This window comes from Amycolatopsis sp. NPDC052450 (genome assembly GCF_044547565.1).
Taxonomy (GTDB): domain Bacteria; phylum Actinomycetota; class Actinomycetes; order Mycobacteriales; family Pseudonocardiaceae; genus Amycolatopsis.
The window spans coordinates 208709-232335 of sequence record NZ_JBIUAQ010000005.1 but is presented as its reverse complement, the minus strand read 5'-3'; the positions used below and the strand labels follow the sequence as shown (position 1 = coordinate 232335).

19 protein-coding genes are annotated in these 23627 nt (G+C 68.4%); 6 read left to right on the top strand and 13 right to left on the bottom strand.

What is annotated here, in order from left to right:
* The first annotated feature begins 311 nt into the window (after positions 1-311).
* Genes ACIHAO_RS11855 through ACIHAO_RS11830 form a run of 6 tightly spaced genes read left to right on the top strand, consistent with a single transcriptional unit; the run spans position 312 to position 8981 of the window.
* Positions 312-2483 carry a bi-domain-containing oxidoreductase gene (locus ACIHAO_RS11855; protein ID WP_396556999.1) on the top strand — a complete coding sequence of 724 codons (2172 nt, stop codon included), beginning with the start codon at positions 312-314 and terminating at the stop codon, positions 2481-2483.
* The gene (locus ACIHAO_RS11850) at positions 2483-4429 is read left to right on the top strand and encodes an alginate lyase family protein (protein ID WP_396556997.1); all 1947 of its coding nucleotides are present in this window, start codon (positions 2483-2485) and stop codon (positions 4427-4429) included. The genes ACIHAO_RS11855 and ACIHAO_RS11850 overlap by 1 nt, the downstream gene beginning before the upstream one ends.
* A complete protein-coding gene (locus tag ACIHAO_RS11845) occupies positions 4426-5949 on the top strand; it encodes a right-handed parallel beta-helix repeat-containing protein (protein WP_396556995.1) in 1524 nt (507 codons plus the stop codon). Before ACIHAO_RS11850 ends, ACIHAO_RS11845 begins: the two co-directional genes overlap by 4 nt.
* A gap of 1 nt (position 5950) precedes the next feature.
* Positions 5951-7171: an O-antigen ligase domain-containing protein gene (locus ACIHAO_RS11840; RefSeq protein WP_396556993.1), complete on the top strand. Its 1221-nt coding sequence runs from the start codon at positions 5951-5953 to the stop codon at positions 7169-7171.
* On the top strand, positions 7168-8349 hold the full coding sequence (locus tag ACIHAO_RS11835) for a glycosyltransferase family 4 protein (protein ID WP_396556991.1): 1182 nt from the start codon (positions 7168-7170) through the stop codon (positions 8347-8349). The genes ACIHAO_RS11840 and ACIHAO_RS11835 overlap by 4 nt, the downstream gene beginning before the upstream one ends.
* Positions 8346-8981 carry a phosphatase PAP2 family protein gene (locus ACIHAO_RS11830; protein WP_396556989.1) on the top strand — a complete coding sequence of 212 codons (636 nt, stop codon included), beginning with the start codon at positions 8346-8348 and terminating at the stop codon, positions 8979-8981. The genes ACIHAO_RS11835 and ACIHAO_RS11830 overlap by 4 nt, the downstream gene beginning before the upstream one ends.
* Here ACIHAO_RS11830 and ACIHAO_RS11825 read toward each other — a convergent pair.
* The 13 genes from ACIHAO_RS11825 to ACIHAO_RS11765 all read right to left on the bottom strand — a co-directional run bounded on the left by ACIHAO_RS11825 (position 8965) and on the right by ACIHAO_RS11765 (position 23318).
* Entirely contained in the window at positions 8965-9519 is a 555-nt protein-coding gene (locus ACIHAO_RS11825; protein WP_396556987.1) for a hypothetical protein, read from the bottom strand. The two genes, ACIHAO_RS11830 and ACIHAO_RS11825, sit on opposite strands and share 17 nt — an antisense overlap.
* Before the next feature lie 546 nt (positions 9520-10065).
* Entirely contained in the window at positions 10066-11505 is a 1440-nt protein-coding gene (locus ACIHAO_RS11820; protein ID WP_396556985.1) for a right-handed parallel beta-helix repeat-containing protein, read from the bottom strand.
* Positions 11506-11561: 56 nt separating this feature from the next.
* A complete protein-coding gene (locus ACIHAO_RS11815; RefSeq protein ID WP_396556983.1) occupies positions 11562-12938 on the bottom strand; it encodes a right-handed parallel beta-helix repeat-containing protein in 1377 nt (458 codons plus the stop codon).
* A gap of 119 nt (positions 12939-13057) precedes the next feature.
* The gene (locus tag ACIHAO_RS11810; RefSeq protein WP_396556981.1) at positions 13058-14374 is read right to left on the bottom strand and encodes a glutamate-1-semialdehyde 2,1-aminomutase; all 1317 of its coding nucleotides are present in this window, start codon (positions 14372-14374) and stop codon (positions 13058-13060) included.
* A 4-nt stretch (positions 14375-14378) separates the two neighbouring features.
* Positions 14379-14927, bottom strand: coding sequence for a dTDP-4-dehydrorhamnose 3,5-epimerase family protein (locus ACIHAO_RS11805; protein ID WP_396556979.1), 549 nt, complete (start codon positions 14925-14927; stop codon positions 14379-14381).
* Complete coding sequence (locus ACIHAO_RS11800) at positions 14924-16111, bottom strand: polysaccharide pyruvyl transferase family protein (protein ID WP_396556977.1); 1188 nt, start codon at positions 16109-16111, stop codon at positions 14924-14926. The genes ACIHAO_RS11805 and ACIHAO_RS11800 overlap by 4 nt, the downstream gene beginning before the upstream one ends.
* Positions 16108-17058, bottom strand: coding sequence for a glycosyltransferase family 2 protein (locus ACIHAO_RS11795; RefSeq protein ID WP_396556975.1), 951 nt, complete (start codon positions 17056-17058; stop codon positions 16108-16110). The genes ACIHAO_RS11800 and ACIHAO_RS11795 overlap by 4 nt, the downstream gene beginning before the upstream one ends.
* Complete coding sequence (locus ACIHAO_RS11790; RefSeq protein ID WP_396556973.1) at positions 17055-18329, bottom strand: hypothetical protein; 1275 nt, start codon at positions 18327-18329, stop codon at positions 17055-17057. The genes ACIHAO_RS11795 and ACIHAO_RS11790 overlap by 4 nt, the downstream gene beginning before the upstream one ends.
* Positions 18330-18336: 7 nt before the next feature.
* On the bottom strand, positions 18337-19611 hold the full coding sequence (locus ACIHAO_RS11785) for a DUF4910 domain-containing protein (protein ID WP_396556971.1): 1275 nt from the start codon (positions 19609-19611) through the stop codon (positions 18337-18339).
* Positions 19611-20633, bottom strand: a complete 1023-nt coding sequence (locus ACIHAO_RS11780; RefSeq protein WP_396556969.1) for an NAD-dependent epimerase/dehydratase family protein — start codon at positions 20631-20633, stop codon at positions 19611-19613. The genes ACIHAO_RS11785 and ACIHAO_RS11780 overlap by 1 nt, the downstream gene beginning before the upstream one ends.
* A 5-nt stretch (positions 20634-20638) precedes the next feature.
* A complete protein-coding gene (locus ACIHAO_RS11775) occupies positions 20639-21292 on the bottom strand; it encodes a PIG-L deacetylase family protein (protein ID WP_396557184.1) in 654 nt (217 codons plus the stop codon).
* A complete protein-coding gene (locus ACIHAO_RS11770; RefSeq protein WP_396556967.1) occupies positions 21289-22086 on the bottom strand; it encodes a sugar phosphate nucleotidyltransferase in 798 nt (265 codons plus the stop codon). The genes ACIHAO_RS11775 and ACIHAO_RS11770 overlap by 4 nt, the downstream gene beginning before the upstream one ends.
* Complete coding sequence (locus tag ACIHAO_RS11765; RefSeq protein ID WP_396556965.1) at positions 22083-23318, bottom strand: class I SAM-dependent methyltransferase; 1236 nt, start codon at positions 23316-23318, stop codon at positions 22083-22085. Before ACIHAO_RS11765 ends, ACIHAO_RS11770 begins: the two co-directional genes overlap by 4 nt.
* Between the last annotated feature and the right edge of the window lie 309 nt (positions 23319-23627).

Below are 23627 nucleotides of genomic sequence, written 5' to 3'. Positions count from 1 at the left end.
TTCCCGCCGGGGCGGGGGGTTCTTGTGTGGGTTTTTTGGGCCACGGCGAGTCGCTAACCCCAGTTTGGGGACGTGTGGGGCCCCTATTGTGGCTTCCGCGACACCGTCGCTGGGTCTCGTGCAGGGGCACAGTGGGCCGGCAGCGCCAGGAGCAGGGGTGAAGAGGACTCTCCCCGCATCCGACGCGGCGAAAGTCCCCTTCACAACACCCGACACCTTTGCCTTGCTCCCGAAACGCCACTCACGAACACCTGTACCGACGCGGTACCGCAGCCGCCACACCACTTGCCTTATCCATCACTAGGAGCGACGTGAAGCAGGTAGTGCAGAACTACAAGAGCGGGGAGCTCGCGCTCCTCGACGTCGAAGTGCCCGCGTGCAAACCGGGGGGTGTGCTGGTCCGCACCGCCTATTCGCTGATCTCCACCGGCACCGAGATGATGAAGGTGTCCGAGGCGAGCCTTTCCCTGGTGGGCAAGGCGAAGGCGCGGCCGGATCAGGTCGCGAAGGTGATGCAGAGCGTCGCGACGAACGGGCTGAGCGCGACCTACCGCAAGGCGATGAACAAGCTCGACTCGTACACGCCGCTCGGGTACTCGCTGTGCGGCGTGGTCGAGGAGGTCGGCCCTGGCATCGACGACGTCGCCGTCGGGGATCTCGTGGCGTGCGCCGGGAACGAGCACGCGCTGCACGCGGAACTGAACTGGGTGCCCAAGAACCTCTACTCCAAGGTGCCGGACGGCGTCGACCCGCGGCACGCCGCGTTCGGCACGGTCGGCGCGATCGCGATGCAGGGCGTCCGCCAGGGTGAACCGCAGATCGGCGACATCGCGCTGGTCATCGGCCTCGGCCTGATCGGCCAGCTGGTCGTGCAGCTGCTGGTCGCCTCCGGGGTCCGTGTGGTCGGTGTCGACCCGGATCCGGCGCGGTGCGCGATCGCCGAACAGCTCGGCGCGCTCAAATGCGGCGACCCGGGCTCCGGCGTCATCGACACCGCGGTCGCGGAGCTCAGCTCCGGGCACGGCGTCGACCAGGTGTACCTCGCCGCGGGCGGCAGCACGAACGAGCCGGTGGAGCTGGCCGCGAAGCTGAGCCGCGACCGCGGCCGGGTGATCGACATCGGCAAGTGCTCGCTGAACCTGCCGTGGAACGCCTACTACGAGAAGGAACTCGACGTCCGCTTCTCCCGCTCGTACGGCCCTGGCCGCTACGACCCGGAGTACGAACTCGAGGGCCGTGACTACCCGATCGGCCAGGTCCGCTGGACCGAGCGCCGCAACCTGGAATGCGTCGTCGACCTGATGGGCCGCGGCCGTCTCGACGTCGAGCCGCTGATCTCGTACGTCTCGGACTTCTCCGACGCTGTCGAGACGTACCGGAAACTGAACGAGGGCGAGCTCAAGGCCGTCGCCGTGCTGTTCGAGTACGACAAGCGCCCGGCGGGTCCGGCCGAGCAGGCCGTCACGGCGGTTTCCGTGCCGAAGCCGTCGGCGGTGCGCGCGGCGCCGAAGCCGGGCGGCGTGCGGATCGGGTTCATCGGCGCGGGCAACTACGCGTCCTCCATGCTCCTGCCGCATCTCGCGGAGATGGAGCACGTCGACCTCGCCGAGGTCGTCACCACCTCGGCGCTTTCGGGCGCGAACGCCAAGCGCAAGTTCGGGTTCGGCCGCGCCACCACGGATCTCGACACGATGCTCGAAGACTCCTCGATCGACGCCGTGTTCGTCGTGACCCGGCACAGCTCGCACGCCGAGCTGACCCGGCGCGCGCTGCTCGCGGGCAAGGCCGTCTTCGTCGAGAAGCCGCTCGCCCTGTCCGAAAAGGAACTCGAGATCGTGCTCGGTGCGATCGAGGAATCCGGCAACGACCGGCTGCAGGTCGGCTTCAACCGCCGGTTCGCCCCGCTGCTGAACGAGTCGGTGCTCCACTTCGGGCCGCGGATCGGCCCGGCTTCCGTGCGGTACCTGGTCAACGCCGGGCAGCTCGACGCGAACAGCTGGTACAACCAGGCCGACAGCGAGGGCTCGCGGTTCGCCGGCGAGGGCGGGCACTTCATCGATACGGTCAGCTGGCTGCTCGGCGCCGACCCGGTCTCGGTGTACGCCACCGCGACGCCCGGCCACCAGGACCTGCAGATCCTGCTGCGCTACCCGGACGGCTCGACCGCGTCGATCGCGTACACCACGAGCGGAGCGTCGTCGTTCCCCAAGGAGACGATCGACGTCACCACCGACGGCAAGGTGCTGAAGTTCGACGACTTCGCGCGCGCGTCGGTGTTCGGCCGCAAGAAGTGGGCCAGTTCGCGGATCCCCAAGGGCCGCGACAAGGGCCAGGCCGCCGAACTCGAAGCGTTCGTCAACGCGCTGACCACCGGCGTCGCGATGCCGGTGTCCGTCGACTCGCTCGTCGCGACGACGCTGGCCACGCTCGCGGTCAACCGCAGCCTGGAAACCGGGGCACCGGTGCGGATCGGACTCGGCTGATGGATCCCTCCTGGTACCTGCGGAGACTGTCGCGGATGGGGCCCGCCGAGATCGCGGGCCGCGTCACCGACGTCGTGCGCAAACGCCAGTGGCGCGGGGTCGCGAGCGAGCGGGCGACGTGGCTGCCCGACCGGCGATTCGCGTCGGTGCCCGGCGACGAGGTCCTCGCCGCCGTCTCCGGTGAGGCGGTGAAGGACCTGCTCGTCAAGGCGGACAGGCTGATGGACGGGCGCGCCGAGTACTTCGGTGTCGAGCGGAACGACCTCGTCGACCCGGACTGGTCGTACGACCCGAAGACCGGCCGCCGCGCACCGTCCGATGTGTACTCCTTCGACATCCCGTACCGGAGCGAGGACGCGGTCGGCGACATCAAGCAGATCTGGGAGCCGTCACGGCACCAGCACCTCACCGTGCTGGCCGCCGCGTACGCCCTGACCGGCGAGGATCGGTACGCCGAACGCGTGGCCGCGCATCTGAAGTCCTGGTGGGCGGCCAACCCGCCGATGCGCGGGGTGCACTGGGTCAGCGGGATCGAACTCGGCATCCGGCTGCTGTCGTGGGTGTGGGTCCGGCGGCTGCTCGACGGCTGGGCGCAGGCGCCGGCGCTGTTCGACGACAACCCGGTGGCGCTCAACCAGATCTGGCACCACCAGCGCTGGCTGGCCGCGTTCCCGAGCCGGGGTTCGTCGGCGAACAACCACGTGATCGCCGAGGACGCCGGACAGCTCGCCGCCGCCTGCGCGTTCGCCTGGTTCCCCGAATCCGCCCGGTGGCGGGACACGGCGCTGGCGTCGCTGGACAAGATGCTGCGGCACAACACTTTCGAATCCGGTCTCAACCGGGAGCTCGCCACCGAGTACCACGGGCTCGTCCTGGAGCTGGGGCTCGCCGGGGCACTGGAGGCGAAGGCCGCCGGTGTCGCGGTGCCGGAGTCGACCTGGCTCGTACTGCTGCGGATGACCGACGCGCTGGCGTCCATAGTGGACAATCGGCTGCGCCCACCGAGGCAAGGTGACGCCGACGACGGCTTTGGACTGATCGTCGACGGCGACGAGACGAGCCGCTGGGCGTCGCTCATCGACACCGGTTCTGTCCTTTTCGGACGGTTGGACTGGTGGCCGGAGACGCCGGGCGGCGACGTCCGCACTTCGCTCTTCTCCGCGCTGGCCAAGGACATCCCGGTCCGTTCGAAGCGTCCGGTGCGGCGGCGGGACGATTTCGCCGACGCCGGGATGACCATCCTGCGCGACGGAAAGGTCTGGTGCCGCTGCGACGGCGGGCCGCACGGCTTCCTGTCCATCGCCGCGCACGCGCACGCGGACGCGCTTTCGGTGGAGGTCCGGCACGACGGCGTCGACATCCTCGCCGACCCTGGAACCTACTGCTACCACGGCGAACCGAAGTGGCGGTCGTACTTCCGGTCCACGGCGGGGCACAACACGCTCGAACTCTCCCGCGCCGACCAGTCCGTTTCCGGCGGCCCGTTCCTGTGGACGAAGCACGCCGTCACCACCGTGATCGCGGCGGGCACGCCGTCGCGCTGGAGCGCGGAACACGACGGCTACGCGCCGGCCGTCCACCGGCGTTCGGTGGAGCTGGAAGGTACCCGACTGCGGATCCTCGACGAGGTTCGCGGTGGCGAGGCACAGCACTGCCGTCTCGCGTTCCACTTCGGCCCGCTGGTCAAGGTCTCGCTTTCCGGCGCGACCGCGACGCTGTCCTGGACCGTCGACGGCGAGGCCCGGACGGCTTCGTTCGAGCTGCCGCCGGAACTGGACTGGTCGGCGCATCGCGGCGAGACCACCCCGCCGATGGGCTGGTACTCGGCGGGGTTCGGCCGTCGCGAGCCGTCGTGGACCCTGCTCGGGAGCGGAATAGTCGCCGACGGAGCCACGTTCGCCGGCGTGCTCACCTTCGAACCAGGTAACGAGGATCCCCCATTGTGATCGCACGACCGCACCGCCTCCGCCGGGCAGCGCTTCTGGTGCTGCTCGGTTCGCTGACGCTCACCGCCTGCACCACCCCGGCCGAAGAGCCCGGACCGGATCCGGCCAAGGCGCCGTCCGGTGCGCTCGCGCAGGTGTGCGACAAGCTGCCGGAGGGTCCGGCGGAAGCGCCGGCGGGGGCGGTGAAGATCGACCCGGCGGTGGCGGGCGACCTCGCGGCGAAGACGCGGTCGAGCCCGGCCGGGACGACGTTCTGGCTGGCACCGGGGACGCACAAGCTCGGCGACGACCGCTACGACCAGGTCAATCCGAAGCCGGGAAACGTCTACGTGGGTGGCCCGAAGGCCGTCCTCGACGGCCGGAAGATCAACCAATACGCCTTCGCGGGTGACGCCGCCGACGTCAAGATCCGGAATCTGACCGTGCAGGGCTTCGCCGCGCCGCACGACGAAGGCGTGGTCAACCACGATTCGGCCGACGGCTGGGTCATCGAGCACAGCGCCGTCCAGGACAACGACGGCGCGGCGCTGATGGCGGGCGCGCGGCAGCAGGTCCGGGGCAACTGCCTGCGGCGCAACGGGCAGTACGGGATGAACGCCTACGCGCAGGACAGCGGCATCACCGGTCTCGTCGTCGAGGGCAACGAGATCACCGGCAACAACACCGGCGACTGGGAAAGCAAGATCGACGGCTGCGGCTGCTCCGGCGGGATCAAGTTCTGGGAGGTCGACGGCGCCGACATCGTCGGCAACTGGGTGCACGACAACCGCGGCGTCGGACTGTGGGCGGATACGAACAACAACGACTTTCGCATCGCGGGCAACGTCATCGAGGACAACGACGGCGCCGCACTGATGTACGAGACCAGCTACAACGCCGTGATCAGCGGAAACACCATTCGCCGCAACAACTCGGTGGACGGCAAGCGCTACATCGACCGCGGCGACAGCTTCCCGGTGGCGTCGATCTACGTGTCCGAATCCGGCGGCGAACCGAGGGTGAAGGCGCGCACGGACAAACTGGAGATCTCCGGGAACACGTTCGAGAACAACTGGAACGGCGTCACCCTGTGGGAGAACTCCGACCGGTTCTGCAACAGCCCGGCCAACACGTCGTCCGGCTCCTGCACACGGCTGGTGCCCGAGCAGGCGAAATGCGCGCTGCCCGGGATCGCGGGCGGGCCGCTGAACGCCGACTGCCGCTGGAAGACCCAGCGCGTCGAGATCCACCACAACCGGTTCGTGCTCGACCCGGCCGTCACCAACTGCGAAGAGAGCTGCGCGCGGATGGCGATGCTCGCGAACTTCGGCACGTTCCCCGACTGGTCGCCGTACAAGGGCGAGGTCGTCCAGCACGCGATCACCTTCGCCCAGGGCAACCGGCTCTACGACAACACCTACTCGGGGCCGTGGAACTTCGTCGCGTTCGAGCCGAGCCGCGTGCTGGGCTTCGGCGAATGGCAGGGCGCGCCCTACAAGCAGGACCAGGGCAGCAAACTCACCCGTGCGGGAGGTGGCTGACATGCTCGAATCCGCGGTCCGGGCCGAACCGTCGATCCGCACGGGCATGCCCAAGGCGGTCGGCGTCGCCTGGACACTGCTGATCATCAACACCCTGGGCTCGACAGGGGCGAAGACGGTCCTCCCGTTGCCGCGTTCGGTCAGCCAGCTGATCACCATGGGGGCGCTGGGCGCCGCGTTCGTGATCGCGCTCGCCCTGAACGCCCGGCTGCGGATCAGGCCGAGCGCCTATCTCTTCCTGCTCACGCTGCTGCTGGTGCTGAGCGTGGTCTCCAGCCTCACCCTGGAAGGTGGATTCGGCGCGCTGTTCCGCTGCTTCCGGTTCGCCCTCTTCCTGAGCACGCTGTGGCTGCTGACCCGCTGGTGGAACGGCGGTCTCGACCTCGTCCGCACGCATATCCGCGCCTACGCCGTGGTGCTGGTGACGGTGGTGATCGGGTTCGCGCTGGGCCCGGGCAACGCGATGCCGTTCGAGTACGGCGGACGGCTCACCGGGACGCTGTGGCCGCTGACCCCGCCGCAGGTCGGCCAGTACGCGGCCATCGTCATCGGGCTCACGGTGCTGTTGTGGCTCGGGGGGAAACTGGAGCGGAAGCACGCGCTGGCCGTCATCGTCCCGGCGTTCGGGATCCTGCTGCTGACCCACACCCGCACCGCGATGCTCGGCCTGGTGGCCGGGACCTTGGTGGCGCTGATGTCGCAGTGGATGTCCAGCGCCCGCGCCCGCAAGGTGTTCACCTGGCTCGTGTTCGGCGGCCTGTTCGCGGTGGTGGCCTTGGGCGGCCTGCTGCAAGCCTGGTTCCTGCGTGGCCAGTCCGAGGAGAACTTCTCCAGCCTCACCGGCCGCGCGAAGGTGTGGGACGCGCTGCTCGACGCGCCGCGCACGACCCTCGAGTACCTGTTCGGCGTCGGGCTGACCGACAAGTCCTACGACGGCCTCCCGATCGACAGCAGCTGGCTCGCCGTCTACCACGAGCAGGGCTACGTCGGGATCGCGATCGTGGCCGCGTTCGTGCTCGTGCTGGTCGTGGTCGCGGTGCTGCGGCCGCCGTCCCCGGCCAGGGCGTGCGCGATCTTCCTGATCACGTACTGTCTTTCCGCCTCCTACACCGAGGCGGGCCTCGGCGACGCGTCGCCGTACCTGCTGCACCTGGCCCTGGCCGCGTCGCTGCTGGTGCGTGCGCCCGCCGAAGAACCCGATTTCGTCAAGGAGACGGCGTGAAGGTCCTAGTGATCCACAATCGCTACCGATCCGAGCAGCCGAGCGGTGAGAACACCGTCGTCGACCAGGAGACCGCGTTGCTGGCCGAGGCCGGGCACGAGGTCGGCCTGTTCGAGCGGCGCAGCGACGACATCGCGGAGATGTCTCTGCCGCGCAAGGCCGTCGTCCCGCTGCGGGTGCCGTGGAACCGGGCCGTGCGCGCGGAACTGGCGCGGCGCCTCGCCGACGACCGGCCGGACGTCGTCCACATCCACAACACGTTCCCGCTGCTGTCGCCGTCGGTGCTGGCCGCCTGTACTGAGGCGGGGGTTCCGGCGGTCGCGACCGTGCACAACTACACGCTGATCTGCCCTCCCGGCACGCTGTACCGCGAGGGCTACATCTGCACCGATTGCGTGGGCCGCAAGCCGATCCCCGCGGTGCGGCACGGGTGTTACCGCGGTTCGGCGCTGGCCACCGTGCCGATGGCGGCGAGCATGATGCTGAACCGGAACCGCTGGTGGACCGGGGTTTCGCGGTTCTTCTGCATCTCGAAGGCGCAGCGCGAGATCCTGATCGCCGCCGGGATGCCCGCCGAACGGCTCGCGGTGAAGTACAACTACGTCACCGATCCGGGCAAGACGCGCAAGGGTGCGGGGGAGCACTTGCTGTTCCTCGGCCGGATCACCGAGGAAAAGGGCATCGGCCTGCTGATGAAGGCGTGGGACCAGCTCGCCGCCGCGGGCGGTTCGCTGCCGCCGCTGGTGATCGCCGGCACCGGCCCGATGCAGGACGAGGTCGCGCGCTGGGCACACGGCCGCGACGACGTCCGCTACCTCGGCCTTCAGTCCAAAGAGGAGTGTCGAGACCTGATCGTCCGCTCGAACGCCGTCATCGCCCCGTCGGAATGGCTGGAGGCGTTCGGCCTGGTCGTGGTCGAGGCGATGGCCGCCGGTGTCCCGACGGTCGCCGCGGCCCACGGCGCCTTCCGCGAGCTGGTGGAGGACGGGGTCACCGGCCTGCTGCACGAACCCGGGGACGCCGGCTCGCTCGCGGCGCGGCTGCGGGAAATCGTCGGCGACGCCGAACGGAACCAGGAAATGGGCTGGGCCGCACGGCTGGTGTACGAACAGGAGTTCACCCCGAAGATCGGCCTCGAACGGCTCGTCGGCGGCTACCAGGCAGCGATCGACGCGTGATCACCGGTCCGCCCGCGCTCCCGCCGCGGGCGCGGATCCCGCTCTGGGCGCTGGGCGCCTTCGGTTTCGTCGTCGCCCTCGTCCTCGGCCTCCGCTACGCCGGGACTTCCCACACCGCCGGCCTCGACGCCCTGGTGTTGCCGGTGGTCGACCGGGTCCAAGGCCCGCTCTGGTACCTGGCGACCGTCATCGACTTCGCGGGCGAACCGGTGGGCGCGATCGTGGTGATCGCGCTGTTCGGCTGGGTGTGCGTGCGGCACCGGCGGCCGCGGACGGCGATCCTGCTGGTGGCCGCCTCCGGGGTGACAGTGGCGCTGACCACCGCCCTGAAACCCCTGACCGGCAGGCTGATCCACGGCGAGTTCCTCTCCTACCCCAGCGGGCACACGGCCTTCGCGGTCACCGTCGCGACCGTCGTCGCGCTGCTCGTGATCGACGTGCGTGACCTCGGAGCCGTCGCCGGGGCGTGGGTGCTGGTGGGGTTGGTGGCGTTCTCAGGGCTCGCGATGGGGTGGGCGGAGGTGGCGCTGGGGGCGCACTATCCGACGGACACGTTCGGCGGTTTCGGGGTGGCTGTCGCGGTGGTGCCGGTGGTGGCGTGGGCGGTGGATCGGCTCACGCGGCCGGCTTGAGCACGACTCCTGGCCGAGGACGGTTCTGTGCGGCCCGGAAGGCGGCACGCAACTCGCGCTGGACCTCGTCCGGCTCGCTGCGCAGGCGGGACGGCAGCGTCTGCAACACGATGATCCCCGCGGCGGCGTACCGGGCGTTGCGGGCGACGGTGGCGCGATGGCCGCAGAGGTCCGCGTGGTGGCGGAAGGAATCGATCTCCCAGGCGAAGGCGACTTCGTCGCACCAGCAGTCCGGCGTGGCGATGTAGTCGCCGTTCACGTCGAAGATCGGGACGTTCCAGTGACCCGGCGGAAGACCGGATCTTCGCCAGAGACGCCACGCGTCGGCCTCGGCGACGGATCTCGCTCCGGCCAGGAGCGGGACGAGGGCCTTCCTGGGCAGGGCCGTCCCGCTTCGGCCCGCTTGGTCGAGCTCGCGGGTGAGCAGGTCGGTGGTGCAGAAGCGGCGTTGGACGGACTCGGCCATCATCGCCTGGATCTCGTCTTCGCCGGTGAGCCTGCGGGCGGCGTCGATGACGGCTCGGGGGACGGGAGCCACGGGAAGGTCTCCTCGGAGGTGAGGGCGGGGCGGGTGCCTTGTCCTTTCGACATGCACGAATCCCGTCGAGACCGTCCGGCGATCGTGAGGGATCAGGATGTGCACATCGCTTGGTGGGGGCAACCGTTCCAAACCATGGCGGCGAAGCGCCCAGAGTCCGGTCAGGGTCGCTCCTTCCCGTCCAAGGAGCAGAGCTCCGTGCAGGCGCTGCTCGTCGGTGGGCTCCCCACTGTGAAGCAGCACTATTCCGGGCAGCAACCGCTGCCAAGGGCCGCCAGGAGCGCATCGGCGGGTAATGGTCCGGTTCGGCACACCGGCGGCTTCGAGCTCCGACGCTCGAAGCACCAGCGGGCCATGGGTCAGTAGGGGACTGCTCGTCCAGGTTCCTCGGTGCACTTGATCACCATGGCCGCCGCCACCGACAAGATCGCCCCGGTGAGGAGCGTGAACGTACCTTTCACGCCGAAATTCGGGCGAGTGGGGAAGAATTGGGACGTTGAGTGTCTCAAATCTTCCCCACTCGCCCCGGCGTCACGAAAGGTTCGCTCAACACCCACCATCCCCAAAGGAGCTGCAAGCATCCTGCGAGTAAGGAGCCCCTTGCCACGCCGAAACCCCCACGGTCCGCGAAGTGTCCTGAACGACGAACCGCCACTCACCGGAATAAGCGTTGTCGTACCACCGATTCCCCTGCCGGAAGGTCACCGCGTCCGAAACGGAAGTTCCCCGGTAAGGCGACCAGTCCGGGTAGGTCCCGTAGTTCGCCAGCAGCGCCATCCGCCCGCAGAAGCCCGAGCAGGCGGAGCCGTGGGAGAACTTGTTGCCGTGGATGGAAACCCGTTGCGTCTTCCAACGGCAATCGTCGTACAACGGCGGCGAAGAGATCCCCGGGGCAGCGCAGGAAGAGACCGAAGGGACGAGAAGCGTGCACGAGCCGGAGGACGTGTTCGCCGGGCTGTTGCAGAAGCGGTCCGCGTTCTCCCACAGGGTGATTCCGGCCCAGTTGTCTTCGAAGACGTTGTCGACGATCTCCATCGAAGACGTCCGGGCGCGAACGCGGGGTTCTCCGCCGGACTCGGAGATGTAGATCGTCCCGACCGGGAAGTTGTCGCCCCGTGCGACGAAAGCGCGGCCTTGCACGAGGGTGTTGCGCCGGAAGGTGTTCCCGCGGACCACGGCGTTGTAGGAGATCTCGTAGAACAACGCCTCGGCCTCGTTGTCCTCGATCAGGTTGTCCTCGATGAGGAAGTCGTTGTTGTTCGTGTCCGCCCACAGGCCGGCGCCGTGGTTGTGGTGGACCCAGTTGCCGCGGATGTCGGCGCCGTTGACGGCCCAGAATTTCGCGCCGCCGGTGCAGCCGCAGCCGGGTTCCTTCGTCTCCCAGTCGTCGGTGTTGTTGCCGGTGATCTCGTTGCCCTCGACGAGCAGTCCGGTGATCCCGTCGCCCGCCCGGTAGGCGTTGATGCCGTACTGCCCGTTGTTCCGCAGGCAGTTCCGCAGCACCTTCTGACCCGGTCCCGCCATCATCGCGGCGCCCCGGTTGTCCTCGATGGTGTTGCCTTCGATGGTCCAGCGCTCACCGGAGTCGTGGTTGACCACGCCCTGATCCCGCGGCGCCGCGAAACCGCGGATCGTGAGGCCCCGGATGGCGACGTCGCGCGCCTGTTGGGTGAACGCGTAGCGGTTGACGCCGCCGCCGTCCAGGACGGCGCCGGGTGCGCCGAGGTAGGCGTTGCCGTCCTTCGGGATGATCTGGCCGAATTCGTCCGGGCCCAGGGTGTGCTTGCCCTCGGTGAGCCAGAACGTCGTACCGGACGGGAGTTCGCGTGTCTTCGCGGAAAGATCGGTTTCCGGGGAGACGACCACGGCGTCGGCGGGCTTTCCCGGGCTCACCGGTCCCGCGGCGCAGGCCGCGACAGGAGCCGCCCCCGAAGCCGGGACGACTCCTGTCGCGATCAGCATCAGAACAACCAGGAACGCGGGCATAAAGGCAACGGTAGGCCAGTATGGACGGTCCCAGATGGACACTTACAGGTGAAACTTCAGCAGGTCGTCGCCTCTCCGAAGCCACTGCAAGCGTCCTGCCGGTAGGGCTCGGCCTGCCATTGTGCCGCGGTCAGCTTTCGTGACGTGTCGTGGGCGACGAACGTCCAGGGCCCGTAGTACTGGTTGTCGTACCACCGGTTGTCCTGCCGGAAGGTGATCGCCTCCGAGATCACGGCGGCCCGGTACGGCGACCAGGCCGGGAAGGTCCCGTAGTTCGAGAGCACGGCCATCCGCCCGCAGAGGCCGAGGCAGCCTTCCATCGAGGAATCGAACTCGAACGTGTTCTCGTGTACCGAAACGCGCTGGGTCTTCCAACGGCAGTCGCCGTACAGCGGTTCGGTCTTGATGCCCGGATCGGAGCAGGCGGACGTCGGTGACACCAAAGCGGTACAGGACAGTGTCGACGTGTTGGCCGGGCTGTTGCAGAACCGGTCGGCGTTCTCCCACAGCGTGATCCCCGACCAGTTGTCGGAGAACATGTTGCCGCGGATGTCGATCCTGCTGGTCCGGGCGGGCAGTCGCGGTTCGCCGCCGGATTCGCTGAGGTACACCGCCGCGACCGGGAAGTTGTCGCCCTTCGCGGCCCGGTTTCGGCCCTGCACCAACGCGTTCCGGTTGAAGGTGTTCCCGATCAGCTCCAGGTTGTAGGAGATCTCGTAGAACAGCCCCTCGGACGCGTTGTCCTCGATCAGGTTGTCCTGGATGAGGAAATCGTTGTTGTTCGTGTCGGCCCAGAGCCCGACACCGTGGTTGTGGTGGACCCAGTTGCCGACGATGTCGGCCCCGTTCACGGCCCAGAACTTCGCGCCGCCGCTGCAACCGCAGCCCGGGATCCTGGTCTCCCAATCGCCGGTGTTGTTCCCGGTGATCTCGTTGCCCTCGATCACCAGATCGGTCAGCCCGCCGCCGAAACGGTAGGCGTTGATGCCGTACTGGCCGTTGTCACGGAGGCAGTTCCCGATCACCCGCTGGCCGGCCCCGGTCATCATCCCGGCGCCCTCGTTGTCCTCGATGACGTTGCCTTCGATGGTCCAGCGCTCGCCGGAGTCGTGGTTGACCACGCCCTGGTCCCGTTCGGCGACGAAACCGCGGATGGTCAGCCCGCGGATCACCACGTCCTTGGCCGGCGTGGTGAAGGCCGCGCGGTTGATCCCGCGTCCGTCGAGCACGGCGCCGGGCGCGCCGAGGTAGACGTTGCCGTCCTTGGGCATCACCTGGCCGAACTGGTCGGAACTCAGCGTATGCGTGCCCGGTGCCAGCCAGAACATGCTCCCCGGCGGGCTGAACCGGGTGCGGTCGGTGAGATCGGTGCCCGGTTCGACGATCTGGGCGCCTTCCGGGGCGGCCGGGACGCCGACGGTCGTGCCGCACACCCCTCGAGCCGGCTCTTCGGTTGCCCCCGCTGTGGATTCAACGGCGACCTGGAGCAGTAACACCGACAGCGCCACGCAAAGCGTGCGCGAGCCGGCCGAGCGATCTGCGATCCTTGAACTCATACCCTTCTCCGAAAAACCGGCTTCACCGGACGGCCACCCAGCCACGGCGCCGGATCATCCGCGTCGAGCGCTTTGCGGTACACGAGGCAGGCCTGCGAGACCACTTCGACCGTCCGGTCGATGTCTTCTTCGGACAACGCGCTGCTGACCACGAACGACGGTCCGAGGACCCCGCCGGTGACCAGTTGCCGCAGGAACAACGTTCGGTAGTCCTGCGACGGTTTCTTTTCGGCGTCGAGCGTGCCGAAGACGAGGTTGCTCGCCCGGCCGCGCACGACGACGTGTTCCCCGACCCCCGCCGAGTCCGCGACTTCGCGGACCCCGGCGGCGAGCCGGTCGCCGAGCGCGTGGAGCCGCGCGGCGATGCCTTCTTCGGTGTAGGTCTCCATGACGGCGATGGCGGCGGCCAGCGAATGCGTTTCGGCGCCGTGTGTGGTGGACAGCAGGAAGACGCGCTCCTCGGCGGTGCGCAGTCCGCCGAGTTCCATCAGTTCGCGTTTGCCCGCGAGCGCCGAGACGGCGAACCCGTTGCCGAGTGCCTTGCCGAACGTCGAGAGGTCCGGCGTGACACCGTAGAGACCTTGCGCTCCCGCCTCCGACCAGCGGAAACCGGTGATCATCTCGTCGAAGACCAGGACGCAGCCGTACCGGTCGGCGAGTTCCCGCAGGCCGACGAGGTATCCGGCGGGCGGTTCGAGCTGCGTGGACGCCTCCAGGATGAGGCAGGCGACCTGACCGGCGTTCTCCCGCAGCAGCCGCTCGGTCGCCGGGAGGTCGCCGTAGGGGAACGACACGGTCAGGTCGGTGATCCCGGCCGGGACGCCCGCCGACATCGGTGTGGTGCCGATGAACCAGTCGTCGATGGAGAAGAACGCGTGGTCGCGGCAGATCGCCACGAGCGGCCTGCCGGTGGCCGCCCTGGCGAGTTTGACCGCGGCGGTGGTGGCGTCCGAGCCGTTCTTCGCGAACTTGACCATCTCCGCGGTGGGAACGGTTTCGAGGAACTTCGTCGCCGCCCGTTCCTCCACAATGGACGGACGGGCGAAGTTGGCGCCCCGGTCGATCTCGCGGTGGGCCGCTTCGCTGACCCGCGGGTGCACGTGCCCGAGGCTGACCGCGCGCAGCCCCGAGCCGTACTCGATGTATTCGTTCCCGTCGACGTCCCAGACGTGCGCGCCGAGCCCGTGCGAGATGACCGGCGCCAAATTCTCCGGGTACTGGTCGTCCCCCTTGGCGTAGGTGTGCGCGCCGCCGGGGATCATCGCGTGGAGGCGTTCGTTGGCCCGCATGGATCGGGGAAGACGACGGGTCATGATCTCACCTCGTGTTCTGTAGGACAGCGGAAAGCGGGAGCGCGGAGGCGTCCCGCTCCGAAATCAGCGCCACCGGAAGCGGCCACGGGATCGCCAGTTCCGGGTCGTCGTGGGCGATCGCGACGTCCTCGGCCGGGTCGTGCGCGCGGTCGATCCGGTAGGAGACGTCGGCGTACTCGGTGAGCGCCTGGAAGCCGTGCGCGCACCCCGCCGGGATGTACAGCGAGACCTGGGTCTCTCCGGACAGTTCGAACGTCTCCTTGCCGAGGTACGTCGGCGAATCCGGCCGCAGGTCGACGACGACGTCGAAGACGGCGCCCCACGAGCACCGGACCAGCTTCGCCTCGCCGAGACCCGAGCGCAGGTGCATCCCGCGCAGCACTCCCTTGCGGGACCGCGAAACGCTGTCCTGGAGGAACCCGTTCGGGTCGATCCCGGCCGACCGGACGACGTCGGCGTCGAACGTGCGGCTGAAGAAGCCGCGTTCGTCGGCGTGCGGGGTCGGCTCGAAGAGGTACGCGCCCGCGATGGCGGGCACCGGGATCGCTTTCATCGGACTCCCATCGGCAGGAGGGCGGCCGACAGTCCGGCGAACTGCTCTTCCAGCAGCCGTGTCTGCTCCGCGCCTCGTTTCGCGACGATCTCGGTCAGTTCGCCCGCCCGTGACTCGAGTTCGGCGAACTGGCGGACCAGCGCGTCGAAGTCGATCTCCTTGGCGGACTGGCAGAACTCACCGAGCCCCATCGTGGTCATGAGGACGTCGTTCTTGCGCGCGTACCCGACGGACAACGTCGGTTTCGTCAGCTTCAGCGCGCACAGGACGTTGTGGTACCGGGTGGCGACGACGATCTCGACCGCGGACATCGCCCGCAGCACATCGTCCAAAGTGGACGTTTCGGCGGCGGTGATCAGCGGGGATTCCAGTTCCCGCATGATCTCGTCGACGACCTGCGTGTCGGCCCGGTCGCCGATGAACAACCGCACCGGCCTGCCGTCGGCGATCAACCTGGCGACGAACCGGGTCATCTTGTCCACATAGGACTCGTAGATCTCGTCGGCCCGGGCCCGGTCGTCGTTCCCGCCGTGATAGGCCATCACCCCGACCCCGACGGAGCGGGGCAGCACCGGTTCCGCCGACGCGGTGAGGGCGAAGGCGAGGTCGGGGTAGACGCGGTCGTTCGTGACGTCGACACCCATCGTGCGCATCGCTTCCCGCGACGGTTCGTCCCGGTAGGACCGGAACGTCGCCAGCCGCGCGGCCCGGCCGATGATCGACCGGGTGACCCGGTGGCCGCTCACGTTGGCGCCGACGCTCACCAGCGCGACCTTGGTGCCGACCAGCCGCCCGGACGCCGACAGCAGCAGCAAGGCGTACGGGAAACCCCAAGGGCGCAAGGGAAGCGTGGACTCGAGGACACCCATCCCCGGCACGATCACCAGGTCCTGGCGTCGCACCCACGCCGCCGTGCGGAAGATGTCGACGAGCTTGCCGAAGCCCTTCATGGCGATGGACACCGGTCCTGAAGCCGTCCGGTACTCACCCTGGTACCAGTTCAACGCGGTCGTCTCGAGGTCGTAGCGCGACGCGACGATTTCCGGACCGCCGCACATCACGCTGAGCGCGGCGTCCGGATGCTCCGTGCGCAAATACCCGAGAACCGCCTCGAAGGAACCGTCGTTGCCGAGGTTCCCTGATCCGAGGAGTCCGAACAGCCCGATTCTCACGGGCGGGCTCAAGGGACTCGTCCCTCCTGGCCGGCGACGACGGAGGCCACGGACACCTCGCGCGGACCGAGTTCGGCCTCGGCCTGCACCGGCATGCGGCCCATGGCCGGGTTCCCCGCCCGGTTCAACATCCATTGCCGCAGGTAGCGGAAGCATTCGCGCTTCTCCGCGCCGGAGATCGGCGCGTTGCGGATGGCGTTGACGTAGCCGAGGACGTACTCGCCGAGCAGCCGGATCATCGGGTGACGCAGCTTGTCGGCGCGCTTCGGGTCCAGGTTGGTGGCACGCTTGCGCACGGTCGGGTACTCGTGTTCGGAGCGGCCAGGGTGGTCGCGGCGGAAGTACAGCCAGTCCGGCACCTGGTGGAACGGGCCGTGCAGCGCCAGTTCCGAGATGATCGTGCGGTCCGCGTGGTGGTAGCTGTCCAGCGGCGCGACGCGGCGCAGCACCTCGGTGCGGATGACCGCGCCGTCGTCGTCCCCGCCGGGCGCGAACAGCGTGCTGCGGAAGCGTTCCGCGGCGTGCGGCGAAACCGTGTTGAGCGGGTACTCCAGCGCCTGCGTGACGACGGCCTTCTCGTCGATCATCGCCGTCCACGAATGCGAGAGCACGAACTCAGGGTGCTCGTCGAGCGCCTCGACACAGCGTTCCAGCAGGTCACGCGCGTAGAGGTCGTCGTCGGACGCCCATTTGAACAGCTCGCCGCGGGCGATGTCGACGCAGTGGTTGTGGTTGGGCGCGCAGCCGATGTTCACCGGCTGGCGCACATACCGAACGCGGGAATCCAGCTTCGCGTACTCACGGCTGATCTCTTCGGTGCGGTCCGTGGACGCGTTGTCCGAGATGATCAGCTCGAAGTTCTCGTAGCTCTGGCCGAGGAGTGCGTCCAGCGATTCGGCGAGGTAGTCCTCGCCGTTGTAGACCGGGAGCCCGATGCTCAGCCGAGGAGCGGTGCTCATGACGTCCTCATCTCTTCCTTCTCCGAAGTCAGGTGTTCCTTGAGAGCGGTGTGCAGCTGGAGCCACCACACCGCCGATCCGCTGGTGATCGCCAACGCGACCCCCCAGGCGGATCCGGACGCCCCGGCCAAGAAGGCGCCAATGAGCCCGAAGCCGACATAGCCGGCGGAGTTGATCAGCTGGGCGCGAAGGCTCCGTTTCGCAGCGCCGAGCGCACGCAGTCCGGCGGCCGCCCCGGTGTTGAATCCGGCCGCGGCGATACCGATGGTCACCGGGAGGATCAGTTCCGAAGCGGGATCCCAGACGTCGCCGAGCACGAACCGGCCGGCGTCGTCGGGTACCAGAAGCAGGGCGAGACCCCAGATCAGGGCCGCGACCGCCTGGCCCGCGCCGAGAACGGCGCAGAAGCGGCGAAGGCGATGCGGGGCCCGTTGGAGCACCCGCGCGCTTTCGGCCACCGTGACCAGGGAAAGTCCCATCAGAAGGGCGAAGAACGGGCCGAGCAGCAGTTCGGCGCCGCGTACCGCGCCGACGCTCGCCAGCCCGGCGATCGCGCCGAGACCGTACATCCGCAGTTGCGTCGAACCGGCGTTGCTGACGTTCTCGACCACGTACCGGGCACCGAGGTCGCGGTGCCGTTTGAGCCATTCGAGCGTTCCGCGCGGATCCGGCCGGACCCCGGACTGCAAGCAGCCGTATCCGGCGGCGACCGCCCCGGACAGACCCCACGCCAGGATGAACGCGACGACCGTGTCGAACCACTTGTGCGCGATGAACAGCGCCGGGATCAGCGCGATCCCCCAGACGACGTCGTTGACGAACGCCTTCTTCCCGTGTCCCGCCGCGAAGAACGTGAACCGCCAGGCGTCCTGAAGCAGCAAGGTGGGGATGACCACGCCGAGCGCGACGAACGCCCCGCCGATGGGGCCACCCACCACGAGACCGGCGACCACACTGATCGCACCGGCGACGGCACCCGCGGAGAGCGCCGTGCCGGTCGCCTTGGCGGTCGCCGTCCGCCAGGTCTCGGTCGGTACCCCGGAGAACCGCACCATCAGCGGATCCGTCGTCAGCCCGCGCGAAAGGTTGAGCACCACGCCGTAGCTCACCCAAGCGAGGCTGAACATGCCGAAGGCGAACGTGCCGAGTGAGCGCGCCACGAACAGCCCGACCACGAAGTTGGTGATACTGGAGACGGCCTGGTCGCCGAGGCCCCAGCTGAGCCGTCCGGCCATCGCCCGGATGGCTGGGGAACGCAGAAGTGATCGCATGGGGCCTTCAATCCTTGAGCAATCCGGCGTCGTGCAGCGCCTTCGCGGCGGCGACGACGGAATCGAACGGCAGCCCGGACCGCTCGGCGACGTCGAGCAGGCTGTGCTCGCCGTCCGAGAGGTTGAGCACCCAGAGCATGGCCATCTGGGCTTGTTTGGCGTCGCTTCTCCCGCCGAGCGAGCCGTACAGCCCGCGTTTGCCGAGCTGCGGCTCGCCGTACGGGCTGAGGTTGACGTAGCTGCGGTTGCGGTCGAGGACGGCGAAGGTGTCCCTCAGGGTCTGAAGGGTTTCCTCCATGGCCGCGGTCGAGACGAAATCGAGGTTGTCGGCCGAGGTGTGGTACTCGGGATAGCCCGCGTACGGCGTCCGCGTCAGCGATCCGACACCGAGGTTGAAGCCGGGGGAGCAGAACTGGCGCTCGTCGTAGCCGTACGGCGAGAAGTCCACGATCTCGTGCGCGCGACCGGCGAGGACGTACGCGAGCACGCGGTCGATCTCCGCGTCGCCCCGGCGGCTTCGCTTGTACGTCAACGATCCCGGGTCACCCGCGCAAGCGAGCACGAGCCCGGCCTTGATCCGGCCGACACGTTCGGTGTTGCGCGCGAGCCAGGTGATCGCGCCGATCGTGCCGGGCATGAACAGGAACCGGTACGTGTAGTGCGGATTTTCCAGCGTCTGCGCGAAGGCGGCGGCGATCGCGATCCCGGCGACGTTGTCGTTCGCCAGCGACGGATGGCAGGTGTGGCAGGAGATGATCACCTCGTCCGCGACCTCGCCCGGCACGACGTGTTCGGCGTAGGTGAGGTGCCCGTCGTCCAAAGTGGAATCGATGTGCACCTCGTACTCGCCGTCCGGCATCGCGTCGAGGGTTTCCCGCGCCAGGCAGAAACCCCACGTCGGCGCGTAGTAGCTGGTCCGGTACGGCACCCACGACGGCTGGTCCGGCAGGGTGTGCAGGTGTTCGCGCAGTTCGGCGAGCGGCATCTTCCGCGACACCGGGACGCTGTACCCGACGACGTGCAGGTTCGACTCCTGGAAGTCGACCACGCGGCGGCCGGAGGCGTCCTTGATGTACGCGTCGCGGATGTTCCACTCCTGCGGCACGGTCCAGTCCAGTACCTGGGTGCCGGTGGGGACCTCGTGGATCTCCAGCGGGATGTGCTCGCCGACGATCTCCAGCGTGGCGCGGACGCCGTCGCCGGTGATGCTGCGGCACAGCGGATACAGGCGCTCGACCAGTTTCTCCAGGTCGGCGCCCGTCTCCAGGTCCCGGTGCGACATCAGCGACGCCGCAGGGTGTCGTCGAGTTCGCCGGCGGCGGTGCGGTCCTGCAAGCACGCCAGCCGGGTGAACAGGCGCTGGAAGCCGTGTTCGGTGAGGCCGTGGGTCTTGTAGGCCTCGATCAGTTCGAGCGCGCCGTCCTTGACCGACCAGTCGCAGTCGAAGCCGGGGATCGCCGCGCGGAACCGGGAGAAGTCGACCCGGTAGGAGCGCGGATCCGCGCCCGCCTCGCCGGTGATCCGCAGCGTGGAGCCGGGAACGGCCTCGACGACCTCTTCGGCGATCTCGGCGACGGTCACGTTGTTGCGTTCGGTGCCGATGTTGAACGCCTTGCCGTGAATCGCTTCCTTGGGTGCGACCAAGGCCGCCGCGAACGCGCGCGCGATGTCCTTGGCGTGCACCAGCGGCCGCCACGGCGTGCCGTCGGAGAGCACCAGCACCTCGCCGGAGAGGTGGGCGTGCGCGGTCAGGTTGTTGAGCACGATGTCGCCGCGCAGCCGCGGCGAGAAACCGAACGCGGTGGCGTTGCGCATGTACACCGGGCTGAAGTTGTCGTCCGCGAGCTCCTGGACGTCGTCCTCGACCCGCACCTTCGACTCGGCGTACGGCGTCACCGGGCGCAGCGGCGCGTCCTCGTCGACCAGGCCGTCGCCGCCCGAGGCACCGTAGACCGAGCACGTCGAGGCGTAGAGGTACCGCTTGACCCCAGCGTCCTTCGCCAGCTTGGCGAGCTTCACCGAAGCGTGGTGGTTGATGTCGTAGGTCAGGTCCGGCGCCAGCGAACCGAGCGGATCGTTGGACAGCGCGGCGAGGTGGATCACCGCGTCCACCCCGGCCACGTGCTCGGCCGTGACGTCACGAAGGTCGACCTCGAAGCCTTCGGGGTCTTCGGGCTTCGGGCCCAGCACGCAGGTGTCGTAGAGACCGGAGTCGAGGCCGATCACCTCGTGGCCTTCGGCGGCCAGCACCGGGGCCATCACCGTGCCCAGGTAACCCTTGTGCCCGGTCAGCAGCACACGCATGGCTTTCAGCCTTTCGGAGTGAGGTCGAGCGTCAGTTTCTTGAGGTCGAAGGCCTCGGCGTAGCGCTGCCCGCATTCGATACCGCGAATGCGGGCGAGGCCGAGGAAGGCTTCCCGGTCGTACCAGGGCCGGTGCCGCTGGGAGGCGTAGTGCTCCTGGAGCAGGCGGACCTTCTCCTCGGCGAGTTCGGCCGACAGCGGGACGTACGCGGCGGGTTTGCCGAGGTCGCCGTCCCATTTGGCGATCTCGTACTCCAGCTGGAGATGGGTGCGGAACACCGTCGGCACCAGCTTCGCCAGGCCGCGGTGATCCTGATGCGCGTCGGCCGTGCGCGGCGAGAGGACGAGGTCCGGATCGGTGCGGCGGCGCAGATCCTCCAGCCCGTTCTTGGCCTCTTCCCAGTGCGCGGGGAACCGGCCGTCGGGCAGTTTGAGCACGGTGACCTCGACGTCGGCGCCCGGGCAGAAGGCCGCGAGCGCGGCCCGCTCCTCGGCCTCCCGGTCGGTGCCGCCGCCGGAAAGGACGAGCGCGTCCACCCGGACCCCCGGATTGGCGGCGCAGATCGTCAGCAGTGTGCCGCCCGCCCCGATGGCGATGTCGTCACAATGCGCGCCGAGCGCGACGAGCCGCTGGATCCCGCCGGTGCCGAGTGCGATCACGCGATGCCCGCCGGCGCCGCTTCGTGTTCCCACAGCGCCCACGGACGGTCGCCGTGCGCGTAGGCGTCGTCCAGCTGGACACGCTCCTTGACGGTGTCCGTCGGCTTCCAGAACCCGCGGTACGGGTACGCGAGCAGCCTGCCCTGCTTGGCGAGTTCGCCGCAGCCGTCGGCCACCAGGTCGCCGCCCTCGGGGATGTGGTCGAAGACCTCCTGGCGCAGCACGAAGTACCCGCCGTTCTCCCACAGCGGCATTTCGCTCACCGGGGTCAGCGCGCCGATGCGGCCGTCCTCGCCCATTTCGACGCAGTGGAACGACGACTGCGGCGGCACGACCATCATCGAAGCGCCGGCGTCGGAAGCCGCGAACCGCTCGATCATCTCCGGCAGCGGCGCGTCGGTGAGGACGTCGGCGTAGTTGGCGAGGAACATCTCGTCGCCGTCGAGATGCGGGCGCACCCGGCGCAGCCGTTCGCCGATGGCCGATTCGAGACCGGTCTGCACGAACGAGATCGACCAGTCCGAGATGTCGGTCGACAGCAGCTCCGCCTTGCCGCCCCGCAGGACGAAGTCGTTCGAGGCGGTCTCCTGGTAATTGAGGAAGAATTCCTTGATGTGGTGCGCGCCGTAGCCGAGACAGAGGATGAACTCGGTGTGGCCGAAATGCGCGTAGTAACGCATCACGTGCCAGATCAGGGGTCTCGGCCCGACCATGGCCATCGGCTTGGGCACGTCGGACGCGTCACCGTTGCGCATCCGCATGCCGTAGCCACCGCAGAAGAGGACTACCTTCACGACTTCACCTCGACGATTTCCAGGTGTGGGATGGGGAAGACCAGTTTCCCGCCCCATTCGTCCACATAGGACAATTGAGCGGTCAGTTCCGTCCGGAGGTTCCACGGAAGGACGAGCACGTAATCGGGCCGGTCCGCCTCGATGCGTTCCGGCGGGAGGATCGGGATCCGGGTGCCGGGGGTGAACCGGCCGTGCTTGTACGGATTGCGGTCGACGGTGTACCGCAACACGTCCGGCCTGATACCGCAGTGGTTCAGCAGGGTGTTGCCCTTGCCGGGGGCGCCGTAACCGACGACGGTCTTGCCTTCGAGCGCCGCGTCGGTGAGGAACTTGTTCAGCTCGAGCCGGACCTTGGTGACCCGCTCGGAGAATTCGGTGTAGCCGGACATTTCGTGCAGTCCCGCGGCCTTCTCGGCGTCGAGGACCCGCATCATCCGTTCGCTCGGCTCGCCCGCGACGGCGTCCGGGCGCGCCCACAGCCGGATGGAACCGCCGTGCGTCGGCAGGAGCTCGACGTCCACAACGGACAAACCGCCCCGCGCGAGCGCCCGGCGCGCGGATTCCACCGTGTAATACTGGAAATGCTCGTGGTAGATCGTGTCGTACTGGTTCTCCTGGATCAGCGTCAGCAGGTGCTGGACCTCGATGCTGACCCAGCCGTCATCGGCGACCAGGGCGCGGAGCCCGTGCGTGAAACCGATGATGTCCGGAATATGCGCGTAAACGTTGTTCGCCACGACGAGGTCGGCGGCACCGTGTTCCTCACGGACGTCACGTCCGCTCTCGGGGCCGAGGAAAGCGGTCTTCGTCGGCACCCCGGCGTCACGCGCGGCTTGGCCCACGTTCACCGAAGGTTCCACGCCAAGACAGCGGATCTTTTGTGCCACAACATGTTTGAGCAGATAGCCGTCGTTGCTGGCGACCTCGACGACGAACGAGGACTCATCGAGCCCGAGCCGCTCGACAGCACCGTCGACGAACGTCTTGGCGTGTTCGACCCAGGAGGCGGAATACGACGAGAAGTACGCGTATTCGGTGAATGTCTCTTCCGGGGTGATCAGCGGCGGGATCTGGGCGAGCCAGCATTCAGTGCAGACCAGCAGGTGCAGGGGGTATGTCGGCTCCGGTTCCGGCAGCTGCTCGGCGGTCAGGAAACGTTCGCACGGCGGTGTGGCCCCGAGGTCGACGACACTGGCGAGATGGGCCGAGCCGCAGAGTCGGCAGGTGGTCATCGAGAGGCTCCTTGGCTCGCGTCACGTATCCGAGACGTCGGCACCTCGGGTCACCTCGTTACATGCCTTCCAGCGGTCTCACGCTTCCGTCTCACAACCGACACCTGCCGTCTCGGCCATCGGCGCAGACGTCTGCGCCATCCGGGCGCGGGCATGCCGCAAGTAGTCACCTACTTGCGGCATGTCGCTCACGCACCTGGCCGCCGACGTCGCGAAAGCCACTTTCGGGACCCCAGGCGTCGCGAAAGTGGCTTTCGCGACACCCCGATCGCGCCCCAGGGCGCCAACCCGCCCCCGGGGCGGCAGCCA